The 15420-nt window shown below is 62.4% G+C and carries 22 protein-coding genes; 13 read left to right on the top strand and 9 right to left on the bottom strand.

The genetic code is table 11. From position 1 onward, the window contains the following. The first annotated feature begins 90 nt into the window (after nt 1–90). From NKJ40_RS08910 to NKJ40_RS08925, 4 genes are all read left to right on the top strand, one after another. Nucleotides 91–1287 (top strand): phosphoglycerate kinase, encoded by a 1197-nt coding sequence (locus NKJ40_RS08910; RefSeq protein ID WP_352465760.1) that lies wholly within the window; start codon nt 91–93, stop codon nt 1285–1287. A 140-nt stretch (nt 1288–1427) separates the two neighbouring features. Continuing rightward, complete coding sequence (locus tag NKJ40_RS08915; protein ID WP_352465761.1) at nt 1428–2453, top strand: class I fructose-bisphosphate aldolase; 1026 nt, start codon at nt 1428–1430, stop codon at nt 2451–2453. Between the two features lie 151 nt (nt 2454–2604). Further along, on the top strand, nt 2605–3345 hold the full coding sequence (locus NKJ40_RS08920) for a DUF899 domain-containing protein (RefSeq protein WP_352465762.1): 741 nt from the start codon (nt 2605–2607) through the stop codon (nt 3343–3345). A gap of 86 nt (nt 3346–3431) precedes the next feature. Then, nucleotides 3432–4163: an SGNH/GDSL hydrolase family protein gene (locus NKJ40_RS08925; protein ID WP_352465763.1), complete on the top strand. Its 732-nt coding sequence runs from the start codon at nt 3432–3434 to the stop codon at nt 4161–4163. Nucleotides 4164–4280: 117 nt separating this feature from the next. Here the strand turns inward: NKJ40_RS08925 and NKJ40_RS08930 are convergent, their stop codons facing one another. Continuing rightward, nucleotides 4281–4442, bottom strand: coding sequence for a hypothetical protein (locus NKJ40_RS08930; RefSeq protein WP_008873884.1), 162 nt, complete (start codon nt 4440–4442; stop codon nt 4281–4283). Nucleotides 4443–4646: 204 nt separating this feature from the next. Here NKJ40_RS08930 and NKJ40_RS08935 point away from each other — a divergent pair, with 204 nt between their 5' ends. From NKJ40_RS08935 to NKJ40_RS08945, 3 genes are all read left to right on the top strand, one after another. Continuing rightward, nucleotides 4647–4814 (top strand): hypothetical protein, encoded by a 168-nt coding sequence (locus NKJ40_RS08935; protein ID WP_254816537.1) that lies wholly within the window; start codon nt 4647–4649, stop codon nt 4812–4814. A 141-nt stretch (nt 4815–4955) separates the two neighbouring features. After that, complete coding sequence (locus tag NKJ40_RS08940; RefSeq protein ID WP_352465764.1) at nt 4956–5363, top strand: hypothetical protein; 408 nt, start codon at nt 4956–4958, stop codon at nt 5361–5363. Nucleotides 5364–5381: 18 nt separating this feature from the next. Then, nucleotides 5382–6101, top strand: coding sequence for a helix-turn-helix transcriptional regulator (locus NKJ40_RS08945; protein ID WP_023678491.1), 720 nt, complete (start codon nt 5382–5384; stop codon nt 6099–6101). A gap of 57 nt (nt 6102–6158) precedes the next feature. Here NKJ40_RS08945 and NKJ40_RS08950 read toward each other — a convergent pair whose 3' ends face one another. From NKJ40_RS08950 to NKJ40_RS08960, 3 genes are all read right to left on the bottom strand, one after another. Further along, nucleotides 6159–6854, bottom strand: a complete 696-nt coding sequence (locus NKJ40_RS08950) for a DUF1013 domain-containing protein (protein WP_352465765.1) — start codon at nt 6852–6854, stop codon at nt 6159–6161. 353 nt (nt 6855–7207) lie between these two features. Further along, nucleotides 7208–7348, bottom strand: a complete 141-nt coding sequence (locus NKJ40_RS08955) for a DUF1127 domain-containing protein (protein ID WP_023720976.1) — start codon at nt 7346–7348, stop codon at nt 7208–7210. Nucleotides 7349–7510: 162 nt separating this feature from the next. Beyond that, complete coding sequence (locus NKJ40_RS08960) at nt 7511–8521, bottom strand: NAD(P)H-quinone oxidoreductase (RefSeq protein ID WP_352465766.1); 1011 nt, start codon at nt 8519–8521, stop codon at nt 7511–7513. A gap of 124 nt (nt 8522–8645) precedes the next feature. On the opposite strand from NKJ40_RS08960, the gene NKJ40_RS08965 reads away from it, so the two are divergent. The 3 genes from NKJ40_RS08965 (at nt 8646) to NKJ40_RS08975 (ending at nt 10503) form a co-directional block, all read left to right on the top strand. Further along, on the top strand, nt 8646–8840 hold the full coding sequence (locus tag NKJ40_RS08965; RefSeq protein WP_023678495.1) for a DUF1192 domain-containing protein: 195 nt from the start codon (nt 8646–8648) through the stop codon (nt 8838–8840). Nucleotides 8841–8936: 96 nt separating this feature from the next. Beyond that, on the top strand, nt 8937–10184 hold the full coding sequence (locus NKJ40_RS08970) for an MFS transporter (protein ID WP_352465767.1): 1248 nt from the start codon (nt 8937–8939) through the stop codon (nt 10182–10184). Nucleotides 10185–10215: 31 nt separating this feature from the next. After that, nucleotides 10216–10503 carry an ArsR/SmtB family transcription factor gene (locus NKJ40_RS08975; protein WP_023678497.1) on the top strand — a complete coding sequence of 96 codons (288 nt, stop codon included), beginning with the start codon at nt 10216–10218 and terminating at the stop codon, nt 10501–10503. Between the two features lie 143 nt (nt 10504–10646). On the opposite strand, the gene NKJ40_RS08980 is transcribed toward NKJ40_RS08975, so the two are convergent. After that, nucleotides 10647–11303: a glutathione S-transferase family protein gene (locus NKJ40_RS08980; RefSeq protein ID WP_352465768.1), complete on the bottom strand. Its 657-nt coding sequence runs from the start codon at nt 11301–11303 to the stop codon at nt 10647–10649. Between the two features lie 56 nt (nt 11304–11359). After that, nucleotides 11360–12196, bottom strand: coding sequence for an alpha/beta fold hydrolase (locus NKJ40_RS08985; protein ID WP_352465769.1), 837 nt, complete (start codon nt 12194–12196; stop codon nt 11360–11362). Nucleotides 12197–12292: 96 nt separating this feature from the next. Between NKJ40_RS08985 and NKJ40_RS08990 the strand changes: the two genes are divergently transcribed. The 3 genes from NKJ40_RS08990 (at nt 12293) to NKJ40_RS09000 (ending at nt 13650) form a co-directional block, all read left to right on the top strand. Beyond that, nucleotides 12293–12817, top strand: a complete 525-nt coding sequence (locus NKJ40_RS08990) for a winged helix-turn-helix transcriptional regulator (RefSeq protein ID WP_352465770.1) — start codon at nt 12293–12295, stop codon at nt 12815–12817. Nucleotides 12818–12893: 76 nt separating this feature from the next. Beyond that, a complete protein-coding gene (locus tag NKJ40_RS08995) occupies nt 12894–13124 on the top strand; it encodes a hypothetical protein (protein WP_023678501.1) in 231 nt (76 codons plus the stop codon). Between the two features lie 94 nt (nt 13125–13218). Then, on the top strand, nt 13219–13650 hold the full coding sequence (locus tag NKJ40_RS09000; protein ID WP_292655621.1) for a GlcG/HbpS family heme-binding protein: 432 nt from the start codon (nt 13219–13221) through the stop codon (nt 13648–13650). Nucleotides 13651–13660: 10 nt separating this feature from the next. Here NKJ40_RS09000 and NKJ40_RS09005 read toward each other — a convergent pair whose 3' ends face one another. The 3 genes from NKJ40_RS09005 to NKJ40_RS09015 all read right to left on the bottom strand — a co-directional run bounded on the left by NKJ40_RS09005 (nt 13661) and on the right by NKJ40_RS09015 (nt 15342). After that, the gene (locus NKJ40_RS09005) at nt 13661–14062 is read right to left on the bottom strand and encodes a hypothetical protein (protein WP_292655618.1); all 402 of its coding nucleotides are present in this window, start codon (nt 14060–14062) and stop codon (nt 13661–13663) included. A 199-nt stretch (nt 14063–14261) separates the two neighbouring features. Next, entirely contained in the window at nt 14262–14444 is a 183-nt protein-coding gene (gene rpmF, locus NKJ40_RS09010; RefSeq protein ID WP_006203806.1) for a 50S ribosomal protein L32, read from the bottom strand. A 139-nt stretch (nt 14445–14583) separates the two neighbouring features. After that, entirely contained in the window at nt 14584–15342 is a 759-nt protein-coding gene (locus NKJ40_RS09015; protein ID WP_352465790.1) for a biosynthetic peptidoglycan transglycosylase, read from the bottom strand. Between the last annotated feature and the right edge of the window lie 78 nt (nt 15343–15420).

Here is a 15420-nt window from a genome sequence, read left to right on the forward strand (position 1 = left end):
GAATCATATTTTCGGTGAACCCTTAGGCAGGTCTTGCATCGTCGTCGATGCGGGGTAAGGTCCCCGCGATTTTTCGCGAAAGGGATCAGCATGGCCGACTTCAAGACACTGGACGACATCGGCAATATCAGCGGCAAGCGTGTGCTGGTGCGTGTCGACCTCAACGTTCCCGTCACCGAGGGCAAGGTCACCGACGCCACCCGTATCGAGCGCATTGCGCCGACCATCGCCGAGCTCTCCGGCAGGGGAGCCAAGGTCATCCTGCTTGCCCATTTCGGCCGGCCCAAGGATGGACCGACGCCGGAATTCTCGCTCGAACCGATCGCCAAGGCGACGGCAGACGTGCTCGGTCGTCCGGTTGGCTTTGCCGCCGACTGCATCGGCGACAAGGCGGCGAGCGCCGTTGCCGCCATGGAGAGCGGCGACGTACTGCTGCTCGAGAACACCCGCTTCCATAAGGGCGAGGAGCAGAACGACCCGGCCTTCACCGAAAAGCTCGCCGCCAACGGCGACATTTTCGTCAACGACGCCTTCTCCGCCGCGCACCGCGCCCACTCGTCGACGGAAGGGCTGGCGCATGTGCTGCCGGCCTTCGCCGGCCGTACCATGCAGGCCGAGCTCGACGCGTTGGAAAAGGGTCTTGGCAATCCCGTCCGTCCGGTTGTCGCCATCGTCGGCGGGGCCAAGGTCTCGACCAAGATCGACCTGTTGATGAACCTGGTGAAGAAGGTCGACACGCTGGTCATCGGCGGCGGCATGGCCAACACGTTTCTCGCGGCACGCGGCACCGACGTCGGGAAATCCTTGTGCGAGCATGATCTCGCGACCACCGCCAAGCAGATCATGATCGAGGCGGCCGAGGCCGGCTGCGCCATCATCCTGCCCGCCGACGGCGTTGTCGCCAGGGAGTTCAAGGCCGGCGCCGCCAACGAGACCGTCGCCATAGCAGACGTGCCGGCCGACGGCATGATCCTGGATGTCGGTGCAAAGACCGTGAAAACCATTGCCGAATGGATCGACCGCGCCGCGACCCTGGTCTGGAACGGGCCGCTCGGCGCCTTCGAGATCGAGCCATTCGACCACGCAACGGTGGCGACGGCCAGGCACGCGGCAGCGCGCACCAAGGCCGGCAGACTGGTCTCGGTCGCTGGCGGCGGCGACACGGTGGCCGCGCTCAACCATGCCGGCGTCAGCGACGACTTTACTTATGTCTCGACGGCCGGCGGCGCTTTCCTCGAATGGATGGAAGGCAAGCCCTTGCCCGGCGTCGACGTCTTGAAGCGCTAACTGCGGCAGCAATGGCAGTGCGAAGGAGTGCGCCCGCGACTTTCAATCGATTCGCGCTTGTTTGGCGAATTGGTTCGACTTGAACCTGCGTTGCTCTGGTGGTCTGCTGGGCGCGGATCAATTCTTTCAGGAGAAGCACGATGAGCGAACGTCTCGAGGACATTGCCGCCGCGATGGTGGCCAATGGCAAGGGCCTGCTGGCTGCCGACGAGAGCTCCGGCACCATCAAGAAGCGCTTCGACGTCATCGGCGTCGAGTCGACCGCCGACAGCCGCCGCGACTATCGCGAGATGATGTTCCGCGCCAGCGATGCAATGACCAAGTACATTTCCGGCGTCATCCTCTACGACGAGACCATTCACCAGAAGGCCGCCGACGGCACACCGCTGGTCGACATCATCAAGGCATCAGGCGCTATCCCCGGCATCAAGGTCGACGCCGGCGCCAAACCGCTGGCCGGCTTTCCCGGCGACACCATCACCGAAGGCCTGGACGGCCTGCGCGAACGCCTCGCCGACTATTACAAGCTTGGCGCCCGCTTTGCCAAATGGCGCGCGGTGATCGACATCGATGTTGCCAAGGGCGTGCCTTCCGCCACCTCGGTCGGCTCGAACGCCCATGCGCTCGCCCGTTACGCCGCACTTTGCCAGGAGGCCGGCATCGTGCCGATCGTCGAGCCGGAGGTGCTGATGGACGGCGCCCACGACATCGACACCTGCTACGACATCAGCAAGGCGATACTGACAAAGTTGTACACCGAGCTCTATACGGCCCGCGTCGTGCTCGAAGGCACCATCCTGAAACCGAACATGGTCCTCGCCGGCAAGAAATCGGGCAAGGTCAGCAGTCCCGAGGAAGTCGCCGAAAAGACCATAAAACTGTTCCGCGAGACGGTGCCGGCCGCGATTGGAGGCATCGCCTTCCTTTCGGGCGGACAAACGGACGAGCAAGCGACAGCCAACCTCAATGCAATCAACGCAATCGGCCCGCATCCATGGAAGCTGACCTTCTCCTACGGCCGCGCCTTGCAGGCCGCTCCGCAGAAGGCCTGGAGCGGCAAGGCGGCAAACGTCGCCGCCGCGCAGGCCGCCTTCGCCCATCGCGCCCACATGAACCATCTGGCAGCGCTTGGACAATGGCAACCGACGCTTGAGCAAGCCGCCTGACCGAAAACATCTTGCGTTTCTCCCGACCCGGGCCACGTGCCCGGGTTTTTGTTTGAAAGCAGCAATGGCTGCAATTTCTTGCAACTGAAATGCAGCTCGGTGTCGGCATTCGTCGCTGCCGAACGTCCTCCGTGAAAAGAGGAGCAGACCGATGCCAAACAACAAGACCGTTTCGCAGGAAGACTGGTTTCGGGCGCACAAGGCGCATCTGGCGCGCGAAAAGGAATTGACGCGCTTTCGCGATCGCGTCGCCGCCGAACGCCGCGAACTGCCGTGGCTGAAGATCCGTAAGGACTACGTCTTCGAGACCGAGCAAGGGCCAAAGAAACTGCCTGACCTGTTTGGCGGCAACAGCCAGCTGATCGTCTACCATTTCATGTTCGGGCCGGGCGCCGATTATCGCTGCGAAGGCTGCTCATTCCTTGCCGATCATATCGACGGCGCCAACCAGCATCTCAGGCACCACGATGTCTCACTTGTCGTGGTAGCACGGGCGCCATTGGCCGAATTGCTGCCTTACAAGCAGCGCATGGGCTGGAAATTCGACTGGGTGTCGTCCTACGCCTCGGACTTCAACTTCGATATGCAGGTGTCATTCACCGACAAGCAGATCGCGGCCGGCGACACGACCTACAATTTCGAGCGGCGTGCGCGGAGATCGAAGGACCTTCCCGGCACCAGCGTGTTCTATCGCGACGAGAAAGGTGACATCTTCCTGACTTTTATCTCGCGCTCCAGAGGCGGCGATCCGCTGATCGGCGCCTATCACTATCTCGATCTGACGCCGAAAGGCCGCAACGAAACTGGCCCGCATCATAGCCTGATGGACTGGGTGCGGCTGCACGACGAATATGCGGACACGCCCGAGATGCAGGACAGCTGCTGCCATTGACGACGGGCGGTCGACCCAAGGTCTTTCGCCTTCGGCCCAACATGCGCTAAGTGCTGTTCGCTATGCCCTAAAAGGGAGGACTTGCCATGCGGCGCTTTCCGACCCTTCTCACCTGGCTCGCCTTTCCGGTTTATGTCTGGCAAGGACTTGGCGTGCGTCGCCGCACCACCCGCATGCTGCCGGCACAAGGTCCGGTCATGCACGAGATATCTGGCCTGGCGCCAGCAATCTCGGTTCTGGTGCTTGGCGATTCCTCCGCCGCCTCGGTAGGCATCGGCAATTCCGAAAACGGATTGGCCGCGCAACTGGCCGTTCTGATTGCGCAACGCACCGGCCGCACCGTGCGCTGGCGGGCAGCCGGCTTCAACTCGGCAACCTCTGGCCAGATCCGCGATCATGTGCTGCCCAATCTATCGGCCGATCCGTGGACGCATATCGTGCTGGCCATCGGCACCAACGACACCAAGAATTTTCATTCGGTACCGCGCTTCAAGCGCGAGTTTGGCGGCCTGCTCTACGCGCTGCGCGCCAAATGGCCGGAGGCGCGCGTCGTGTGGTCGCCGGTGCTGGAGTTCACCCGGGCTCCGGCAATGCCGCCGCTGCTCGGCAAGATCCTCGAAATCCGCGCCGTCGAAATGAACCGGATGGGCGAGCGCCTTTGCCTCGAGCGCGGCGCCATACCGGCGCCCCGCCTGCCGATCACCGATGCCGATGCCGGCTTCGCATCGGATGGATTTCATGCTTCGGAAGCCGGCTACCGAGCCTGGGCGGAACATCTGGTCAGCCTGATGATTGGCAACGAACCGGGCGTCGCGTAGCGGGTCGCCCGCACTAAAGCGCGTCGCGTTCGATTGGCCCCATCCGACGCGCTTCAGATTCTTGTTTTTATGCATGTCGTTGGCGCAAAATCGCTGCACACTTTTGCGCGACATGCATTACGTCCAGTGCCCGAGCACCGCCGTAATCGAAATCGCCGCCATCGCCAACAGCGCCAGCTTCCAGAAATCGCTGCGCCGCTTCAGCCCGGGCCAGCCGAGCGGTTTGATGAGCTGGATGACCATCATGGCGATGATGACGAGCGCGAGAAGTTTCGACATGCAGCCTTTGATCAGCATCGCGGCTGGCTGTCAAAGCGGCTCCCGCGATCACCGTCTTTCCACTGCGGCAGGCTCTTTTTCAGCACTGCCTGATCACTTCGGTGGACAAATCGGAATGCCGGTCACGAGAGCTGCACCCTCCTGACAGACTGCTGTCAGCAGGGGTGTGCGATAGTGCCTGCATCGAAAGAGAGGAGACCAGCCATGAACGGTTTTACCATTCTGCGTAGCGTGCAGCACTATGTCGGCAAGATCCGGACGATGCGCAACGAGATCCGCACCCAGCGTTTCATGAATACCCTGCCGGCAGACATCCGCAAGGATATTGGTTGGCCGGACATGTATGGCGACCGCCGCAATGGCGGCAATTGAGGCAAGCTTTCTGCGTGGCGTTTGGATGCGACCTGGCGACGAGCTGAAATGGGCATGCTGAAGCCTCCTGACAGTATGGTGTCAGGAGGCTCGTGCCATAGTGCGATGGCCGCCGGAGACGGATGGCCGAGAGGACGATCGATGAAAAGCTGGAACGACAGGCTGAACACGCCTGGCATCAACGGCATAAAACCGTCGCCACGCACCATCGGTGACGTCGTCGAAGGGCAGCCGATGCTGGTTCCTACAGCTCGCCAGGTCCATGCATTCATCCGCTCCATTCTCGAAGGCATGGACATGGATATCCGTGCTTTGCGCACCGCTCTCGCCATCGAGCACGGTGCCGAGGTGGCATGTCCGGTCACCATCGGCTATCATCTGCGCACCGTCGCCGAGGCCGCCAACGAGGATCTTGAGCGTGGCGTGGCGCTGAGCGACATTGCGCCGTTCTGGCGGGTGCTCGACGCAAGCACGCCGACAACGAGGAAATTGTCCTTCGGCGCGGCCTTCGTCGCCGCGCAGCGCAAGCGCGAAGGGCTGGAACGATAGACGCCGAGGGACCATACGATGCGCCGCGCCGACAGGCTCTTCCAGATCGTGCAGCATCTGCGTGGTGGCCGTCTGGTCACTGCCCAGAAGCTGGGCACGTGGCTCGAGGTTTCCGAGCGGACGATCTATCGCGACATCGCCGACCTGCAGTCGACCGGCGTGCCGATCGATGGCGAGGCCGGTGTCGGCTACATGATGAGGGAGGGTTTCGACCTTCCGCCGCTGATGTTCACGCGTGACGAGATCGTCGCGCTGGTCGCCGGCGCCCGCATGGTGCGCGCCTTTGGCGGCGCGGCCATGGCGCGAGCCGCCGACGAGGCGCTGGTCAAGATAGGCGCCGTGTTGCCCGACGCCGAAAAGGACCGCATCGCCCGTACCGAGATCCACACGCCGATGTGGGTGGTAAGCGATGCCGCCCGCGAAGCCATCGACCTGATCGAGCGGTCCATCGAGAAACGTCAGGTGCTGACCATCGACTATTCGGATGAGGCCGGCCGCAGCACCGCGCGCGACATTCGCCCGCTCGGCCTGTGGTTCTGGGGCAAGGTGTGGACCTTGGTCGCCTGGTGCGAGATGCGCGGCGATTTCCGCGCCTTCCGCATCGACCGCATCGCCTCGGTGGTCATCGCCGGCCGCACCTTCAAGCCGGAGCGCGGCAAGCAGCTCGCCGATTTCTACCGCGCGGTGGAGCGCAGCGAGGATTATGGCATGGCGCCGGACCGGGCGGCGCGAAGCTGACACGGAAGATCACAAAAAGCCCGCTTGAAAGCGGGCTTTTTGTTTTGGATGCGAGACCTACTCCTCTTCGTCGGCGTCCTTGTCCTTCGACTTCAGCGCCGAAAGCTTGGCGAAGACAGCGTTGGCGTCGAGTTCCCGGTCCTCGTCCTTCGGCTTTTCGGGCGCCGGCACCAGCCGTTCGGTCAAGGCGGCCGGCAGCAGCGTATCGCCGACCGGCTGCGGCTGCTCACGGCCGCGCGAGGCGCGGTTGATTTCCATATCGAGGTCGATCTGCGACGTCAGGCCGAGTGTCACCGGATCCATCGGCTGGAGATTGGCGGAGTTCCAGTGCTTTCTGTCGCGGATCTGGTCGATTGTCGACTTCGTCGTGCCGACAAGGCGGGCAATCTGCGCATCCTTGAGCTCCGGATGGTTGCGCACCAGCCAGAGGATGGCGTTGGGCCGGTCCTGGCGCTTCGACAACGGCGTGTAGCGCGGACCCTTGCGCTTGGATTCCGGCACCCGCACCTTGGGATCGGAGAGCTTCAGCCGGTGGTTCGGGTCCTTCTCGGCGCGCGCGATCTCGTCGCGAGTGAGCTGGCCGGTCATGATCGGGTCCATGCCCTTGATGCCTTGCGCCGACTCGCCGTCGGCGATCGCCTTGACCTCAAGCGGATGCAGTCCGCAAAACTGCGCGATCTGCTCGAAGGAGAGCGCTGTGTTGTCAACCAGCCAGACGGCGGTCGCCTTTGGCATCAGCAGCGTATTGGCCATTATAAAAATCCTTCTCGTTCGCCCGCGTTCCCGCGCGGGCGGTGGTTTAGAGCCACCAAAATGGGAAAATCGCGGTCTATATAACCGCTCGCTCGCCGTTTCGCAATGTTTTTGGGAGGCGTGCGTCGGGGACGGCATGGCAGCGCGACCAGCAGACCGCGAAGGGTCGGCACATGACGCCATGCAATCAAAGCTTCAAAAAGACAAAGCCCGCCAGACCAAGGTCGGGCGGGCTCGGAACCGGCGACGGAAATCCGTCTGCTGCGGCTCTGGCTTCTAAGGCTTGATCCCGAACCGCGGCTCGGCGTTGCGGAAAAGCAGCGCCCGGTCTGCGGGTGGGATCGTGCTCGAGATCAAAGCCCCTGGCGGGCGATTCTCTCGATGTCGCCGCGGTTGATGCCGAGGTCGTTGAGCTGACGAGCGTTCAGCCGGTTCAGTTCGCGCACGGTTTCGTTGTACATGCGCCAGTTACGGAAAGCGCGGATCGGGTTCATGGTAGTCCTCCATTTCGTTGGATCATTCGTTTCGATGACGCGTAAATAGGCATCGCTGCTCAGGAATTGAACAGACGCTTTTGCATGGCCGCAATGCATTGTTGCATTGCAGCATTAAGCTTTCATTCAGCTTGTTGGGGCGTGCGTCTCGGACGATACGTCCTAGCCGACGTCGAGCACGATCTTGCCGATATGTTCGCCGTCTTCCATCCGCTCATGCGCCCGCCAGGCCTCCTTGAGCGGGAAGATCATATCCATGACGGGCGCCACCTTGCGCCTGCCGAGCAACGGCCACACATGCGCCTCGAGTGCTGCGGCGATTGCCGCCTTGAATTCGACGGTGCGCGGCCTGAGCGTCGAGCCGGTGTGGACGAGCCGCTTGACCATGAGTTTCGAGAAATCGGCGCTGGCAACCGCCCCGCCCTGCGTGGCGATCTGAACGATGCGGCCTTCCAGCGCCGCAGCCTCGTAGTTGCGCGCCACATAGTCGCCGCCGACCATGTCGAGGATCACGTTGGCGCCGCGGCCCTCGGTCGCCTCCTTGACCGCCGCGACGAAATCCTCCTCGCGGTAGTTGATCGCCCGGTCGGCGCCGAGCTTGAGGCAGGCTTCGCATTTCTCCTTGCTGCCGGCGGTGGTGATGACATAGGCGCCGAAAGCGGCAGCAAGCTGGATCGCCGTGGTGCCGATACCCGACGAGCCGCCATGCACGAGCAGCGTCTCGCCGCTCTTCAGGCCACCGCGCTCGAAGACATTGTGCCAAACAGTGAAGTAGTTTTCCGGCAGCGCCGCCGCTTCGGTGTAGGTAAAGCCGGCGGGCAGGGGCAGCACGCTGCCGGCGTGCACTCTGACATATTCGGCATAGCCGCCGCCCGCCGTCAGCGCACAGACCCGGTCGCCGACGCGCCAGCGCGATATCTCGTCACCAAGGGCAGCGACTTCGCCTGCCGCTTCCAGGCCCGGCAGATCCGATGCTCCCGGCGGTGGCGGATAGGCGCCCTTGCGCTGCTGCACGTCCGGCCGGTTGACGCCGGCGGCCCGCACCCGGATCAGGATCTCGCCGGGACCGGGAACCGGTACGTCGCGGGTTTCCGGTTTCAGCACCCGCGGCCCGCCCGGTTCCGATATGGCGATCGCCATCATCTTTGCCGGAATTTTCTGTGCGTTCGCCATGAATTTTCCCGTCGTGCTTCGCCGGTTTCTCGTGCCAGCTCTTGCCGGCCATTTGCATCCATACCCTTGCCCTATGTATGCTCATTGGCAAATCAGGCAAATGGGCAATCACGGAGGAGCGACGATGGCGATCTTCGACGACGAACCCAAGAAGAAAGCGCGCCCGCACGAGATCGGGCAGGATCTGTCGCTGCTTTCCGTCGATGAATTGTCCGAGCGGATCGGCATCCTGCGCGACGAGATTGCCCGGCTGGAAGCCGAGCTCAAGACCAAGGGCTCCACCAAGTCGGCGGCAGAGGCGCTGTTTCGCCGCGGATAGTACTGCGGGTAATTCCAAAAGCTCGGGCACGCCGCCGAAAAGCCCGAATGCCGCTGTCTCCAGGCTTGTGCCCCAAACCCCCAGCCGGATTGAAAAATGTTCGCAAGCTACAGACCGATCCTCTCGCTGCTGCGCGGCACCGCGTTCCTGTTGGCGGCATCTGGGCTGCATGGGCTGCTGTTGCCGCTGCGCGGTCAGGTGGAGGGCTTCTCGACGGCATCGCTCGGCCTGATGGGCACGGCTTGGGCTGGCGGCTTCGTCACCGGCTGCTTCTTTGCGCCACGCATCGTGCGCCGCGCCGGTCATGTCAGGGCTTTCGGTGCCTTTGCCGCATCGGGAGCGATCGTCGCATTGCTCACCGGCCTGATCATCGACGAGTATACCTGGATCCTGCTGCGCGCCTTCACCGGCTTCACCATGGCCGGCGCCTTCATGGTCATCGAAAGCTGGCTGAACGAGAAGGCCACCAACGAAAACCGCGGCACCGTCTTTGGCCTCTACATGATGGTCACCTATGCCTCGATCATGGGCGGTCAAATGATCGTTGCCGGCGGCGACGTGAAATCGGCGTCGCTGTTCATGATCACCGGCATTCTGTTCTGCCTGTCGCTGATCCCGACGGCGGTCTCGACGGCGTCGCACCCCAAGCCGCTGCAGGACGTGTCGCTTGACGTCAAAGGGCTCTACATCAATTCGCCGGTCTCGGCGATCGCCTGCGTGCTGATCGGCATCGCCAACGGCGCCTGGGGTACACTTGGTGCCGTCTATGGAGCGCGCATCGGCATCTCGACAGCCGAGATCGCACTGATGATGAGCCTCGTGGTCATTGCCGGCGCCGCCATGCAGCTTCCGGCCGGACGGCTCTCCGACACGACGGACCGTCGTTTCGTGCTGGCGGGCGCGGCTTTCGGCGCTGCGCTGTTTGCCATCGCCATCTTCCTGTTCGAACCGCGCTCCGGCGTCTTCGTCATCGTCTGCACCGCCGCCTACGGCGCCTTTGCCTACACGCTCTATTCGATCGCGGTGGCGCATGCCAACGACCATGCCCGATCGGAGGACTTCGTCAAAGTGTCGGGCGGCCTGCTGCTGCTTTATGGCTTCGGCACGATGATCGGTCCGCTGGTGGCCGCCGGCCTGATGGGCTGGATGCGTCCCGAGGGGCTGTTCCTGGCTACTGCGCTCGCGCATCTCAGCCTGGCCGGCTATACGCTGCTGCGCATCAGCCGTCGCGCGCCGGTGCCGATCGAAGGCCGCGATGCCTTCAAGACCCAGCCGGCTGACCGCTCGGTAACGCCGGAAGCGTTGCGGCTCGACCCGCGCAGAAAAGCTGAAACCGACGGTTGAGATTCGAGACGCTTTGCCCCACAAATAAGGCATGATGCTTTCCGACGCCTTCATGGCGATTGCCGATCCCAACCGGCGCCATCTCTTGGAAGAGCTCCGGCGCGGACCGAAGACCGTCAACGAACTGGCATCCGGCTTGCCGGTGTCCCGCCCGGCCGTTTCGCAGCACCTGAAGGTGCTGCTTGATGCCGGGCTGGTCAACGCCAAGCCGGAAGGCACCAGGCGCGTCTATACGGTCAGCAATGCCGGCTTCCTGAAGCTCAACATCTGGCTCGACCAGTTCTGGGATGCGGAGCAGCTCGGTTCACCCGGAAGCTGAGGGGTGTCGTCAGCGCGTCGGCAACTATGCAGCATCGGGCCTAAAGCAATTCCCGGATAAGTGTGAAACGGTTTTTCCGTCCGAAATTACGCAAAAACAAAGAGATAGAGCGGTTCGGCGTCTCCGTGAAACGATGAACCACTCTAGCCATTGTTGTAGGGGAAGAGCTTGAAATAAGGCTGCGCTTCCTCGATCACACGGGCAACCGAAGGGCGTTGCAGCAACCGGTCGTGATAGCGCCTGACGGCAGGATATTCGTCTCCGAACGGCTCGACCTTGTTGGCGTAGAACAGCGCGGGGGCGGCAGCGCAGTCGGCCATGGTGAAGCTCGCACCCACCGCCCATGTCCTCGACGCCATGTCCTGTTCAATGATGGCGTAGGAGCTGCGCAGCTGGGTGCGCGCCTGCTCGACGCCGAACGGATCGGTCTTGCCCTCCGGCCGCAGCCGGTCGCCGACGATCTTCTGCATCGGTTCCTGGACGTAGAAGTCATAGAAGCGGTCGGCGAGCCGGGTCTGGCGAGCGAGGTCGAGATCGGCGGGGATCAGTTCGACCGGCCCAGGATAATACGCGTTGAGATATTCGATGACGATCGTCGATTCCGGCACGGTCCGGTCCAGCGCTTCGTCACGCAGTACCGGCATCTTGCCGAGCGGCCACAATTTCAGGAACGCCGCGCGCGACTGTTCATTGCCGAGATCGACGACGACGGATGTGAATGGCGTGTCGTTCTCATAGAGCGCGATCAGCGGCTTCCAGCAGAAGGAGGCCAGTGGATGAAGATGCATAGTCAGGGACATTGTTTGTCGTTCCTTGGGTGGTTCGTCTCGCGGAAATTCGGTGTCGAGGTCGGGTACTATCTGGCCTGGCTGTGGGTGACGATGGCATCGATGATCGCGGCCCAGTCGCCGGGATGCAGCTCGTGGCCGCCGCCCTCGATCCGGAGCAGCCTTGCACCGGCGACCGCGTCGGCAAGGGCGGCGCCATGCTCGACTGGAAAGATGGGATCGTCGGTGCCGTGGATAACAAGGAGCGGGGTTTTCATGTCGCGCAGCCGACCCGTCCAGTCCTCGCCACTCTTGAGCATGAAATGATTGGTCGCACTTAGAAAACCGCCGGACCGGTCATAATCCTGTTCGACGAAAGCTCGCGTTCGCTGCTCGTCGAAAGAGTGCGCGGCACCGGTGAGCGCATGCGTGTCCTTGACGATGAAATCGACCACTTGGCCACGGTCCGACCAGTCGACCTTGGCGCCTTCGGCCGAGTGTTTCCTATAGGCCTCGGTGGTTCCGGGCAGATGCGAAGTGTCGATGCCCAGGGGCGAGCTGCTGATCACCGTCAGCGAAGTAACACGCGACGGGTATTTCAACGCAACGAGCTGCGCGATCATGCCGCCCATCGACATGCCGACCACATGCGCCTTTCGGATTCCATGGTCGTCAAGGACGCGGATAGCATCGTCCGCCATGTCGTCGAATGTATAAGGCGGCTCGCCCCGCGCGTATTTGGTCGAACGGCCGGTATCTCGATTGTCGTAGCGGATCACGAAGCGACCCTCGCCGGCCAGCTTCCGGCAAAACGCTTCGGGCCACCAGAGCATGGAAGCCATGGCGCCCATAATCAACAATACCGCCGGATGTGCCGGATCGCCAAACCTCTGGGATACGATTTCGGGGTGTTCGGCTTTTTTCATGGCTTTCCTCCCTGGGCTTCCAATCCGATTGCAATTTGCAATCAGTTGCACGATATTAAAACCGATACGATAATGCAACCGGTTTTGGAGATTCGCATGAACATCGATCGTCGGTCCGGATGCCCCATCAACCTGTCGCTCGAAGTATTTGGCGACCGGTGGAGCCTGATCATCCTTCGCGACATCATCTTCGGCGGCAGACGCCACTTTCGCGAACTGCTCAACGGCTCGATGGAGGGCATCGCCTCCAACATCCTCGCCGACCGACTGAAGCGGCTGATGGAGCTCGGCATGCTGACCAAGGCGGATGATCCCTCCCACAAGCAGAAGGCGATCTACAGTCTGACCGAAATGGCGATCACGCTGGTGCCGATCCTGGCGCATCTCGGCGCCTGGGGCCGCGTCTGGCTGCCGGTCAGCGAAGAGCTCTCTATCCGTGCCGAGCTTCTGGAAAAGGGCGGCCCGCCGATGTGGGATAAGTTCATGAACGAGTTGCGCCACGAGCATCTGGGTGCGTCTCCTGCTCCATCCGAGCCCACCGTCCGCGCGACTTTGCAGGCCGGATACGATGCGGTGATCGCCCGCAACGCGCGGAGCATCGGCTGCGATCCGGCGCCATGACCAACTTATTTTCCCAATTGCGGGCTGGCTCTGCTATCAAGGGGCTGAAGATAATTCACGGGATTGGATAACGCTCTTGGTCGAGAACTCTAAGGACACTGCCCGTGCGCGGGCCGATTTGCGTTTCAAGAAACAGGAAGAGGCAGCCACGGTTCGCCAGAAGGCGATGGCGGAATATGTCGCTGAGAGCGACGCTCGCCAGGCCAAGACCAACAAGCTGCGGGCGCTGCGCCTCGCCAAGGAAGCGGAAGACCTGGCCAATGCGCCTCCGGCCCCGGTGAAGAAGCCTCGCGCCAAGAAAAAATAAGCCGGCGCTCCCAGACGCATACTTCATTTCGCACGCGAAACAGTTCACCGGGATCTTTCTGCCGGTTGATGACTGGCGCGTTTAGGAGACCGCCATGACCGCACTGACGCTCGACAAAGCCCTTGAAATCATCGCCGCCGCCTTTGCCAAGGGTGCCGAGCTCAAGCTCAGGCCGCTTGGCGCCTCGGTGCTCGACGCCGGCGCCCATCTGGTCGCGTTCCAGCGTCAGGACGGCGCCTCGTTCCTGCGTCCGCAAATGTCGGCCGGCAAGGCTTATGGCGCGCTCGCTATCGGCATGGGCTCGCGCCGGGTGGAAGCTTTCGCCAAGGAGCGTCCGCATCTGATCGCCGGCGTCTCCGACGTGTCGGGCGGGCGCGTCCTGCCGGTCGTCGGCGGCGTGCTGATCCGCGACAACGCCGGCACGATCATCGGCGCCGTCGGCATTTCCGGCGACACGTCCGACAATGATGAAACGGCAGCCATCGCCGGTATCGAGGCGGCTGGCTTTAGCGCCGACCCCGGCTGAGCCGGGATCCTTAATTCATGTTGATGTCGCGGCTGGCCGACCGCATCGACACCGAAAAGCCGGCCAGCACGTCGATCAGCGCTATGATCATCAGTATGAAGAAAACGGAATGGGCGGCGCCCTTCACCAGCAGGAACTCGACCAGATAGGCCACAAAGACGAAGGTCGACAAAAGGTGATCCATGATCGAGGCGTTTGTCGTGCGCGTCGATTTCACCACTTCGACGAACAAGAAGATCAGTGCGATCAGCACGATGAGATCGCCGAGGGTCATAGAGAACACCCCACCCGACATCATCCGGACCGAAAACATTTCGGTCGCCCACGGATCGTCGCCGCTGCCGAATATTCCCAGAAGCCCGAGATTGTAGAGGATGAAAGGCACGATCAGCAGCGGGATGGCACCGAACATGTGGCGGCTCCGGTTGGACTGATCTTTGTAGAGTGCGGCCGGCGTTCGCCGTCAAGAATTTTCGTGCGACCAGCAAACACGGACAAAGACGGCGTGAAACAACAATGTCAGGCCCGGCTGATATGATCAGTTGTCGCAAACGCAAAAAGACCGGCCAATGGCCGGTCGTTTCGCAACCCATAAACCGTCGAAAGCTCTCTCAGCTTTCCTTCGGCTCCAGAACCTGGCGACCGCGATACATGCCGGTCTTCAGGTCGATATGGTGCGGACGGCGCATCTCGCCGGAGTTCTTGTCCTCGACATAGGTCGGGGCCTTCAGTGCGTCGGCGGAACGGCGCATGCCGCGCTTCGACGGAGAGGTTTTTCGTTTCGGAACGGCCATGGATATGCTCCACTACATGGTCAAAACGCCCCGGCGGCCCTCGTGAAAGGGCCACATCAGGGGCCGGAATCTGAGAAAGTCGGCTGCCTATACACGCCCGATGGCGTTTTGGCCAGCGTCGCCGTGTTTTTTTTTGAGACTATCGCAGGCAACCGACATAGGCGCCAGCGCGGCCCGCGCGCCGCTCGATCAACGCGGCAAGCCGCCTCAGTCCCGGCCCGGGCTTCGCCGGATTGCGCACGATCGGGTTCGGCAAGGTGACGGCAAGCAGCGCCGCCTGCCGGCGCGACAGCTGTCTTGCCGAGACGCCGAAATGATGCTGGGCGGCGGCCTCGATGCCGTAGATGCCCGGTCCCCATTCGGCGATGTTGAGGTAGATTTCCATGATCCGCCGTTTCGACAGCACCGCATCGAAATAGACGGCCAGCGGCAGTTCGACGACCTTACGGACCGAGCCCAACGGCCGCGACCATAGATAAAGGTTCTTTACCGTCTGCATCGTGATGGTCGAGGCGCCACGCGTCATCTCGCCGGCGAGCGCATCGTCGACGACGCCGCGCAACTCACCCAGATCGACGCCGCGATGGAAACAGAACTGCCCGTCCTCCGACATGATGACCGAATATACCAGCACCGGCGCGACATCGTCGATGGAAACCCAGCGCCGATCATAGCCGGAAAACGTCGCCAGGTCCTTCAGCATCAATGTCGACACCGGATGCACGAACGGCGGCAGGTATAGGAAGGTCAGCACCACCGGCACCAGCGCCAGCACGACGGCGACGGCGATGCCGCGCCGGACCCAGCGTTGAAGACCGATGCGGCTGCCGCGTCTCGGTCTCGCCATGTCCAACCCTTCGGTTTCGTGATCGACGATCGGTTCCGCCAAGCCACCCAGTCCGCGCTGCTCCCTGCCCCCGGCATAATGGCGGTTGGCTTCTTGCGCAACGTCTGAGTGTCGGCTACCGCTCCCGAC

This window comes from Mesorhizobium sp. M0119 (assembly GCF_040322615.1).
Taxonomy (GTDB): Bacteria; Pseudomonadota; Alphaproteobacteria; order Rhizobiales; family Rhizobiaceae; genus Mesorhizobium.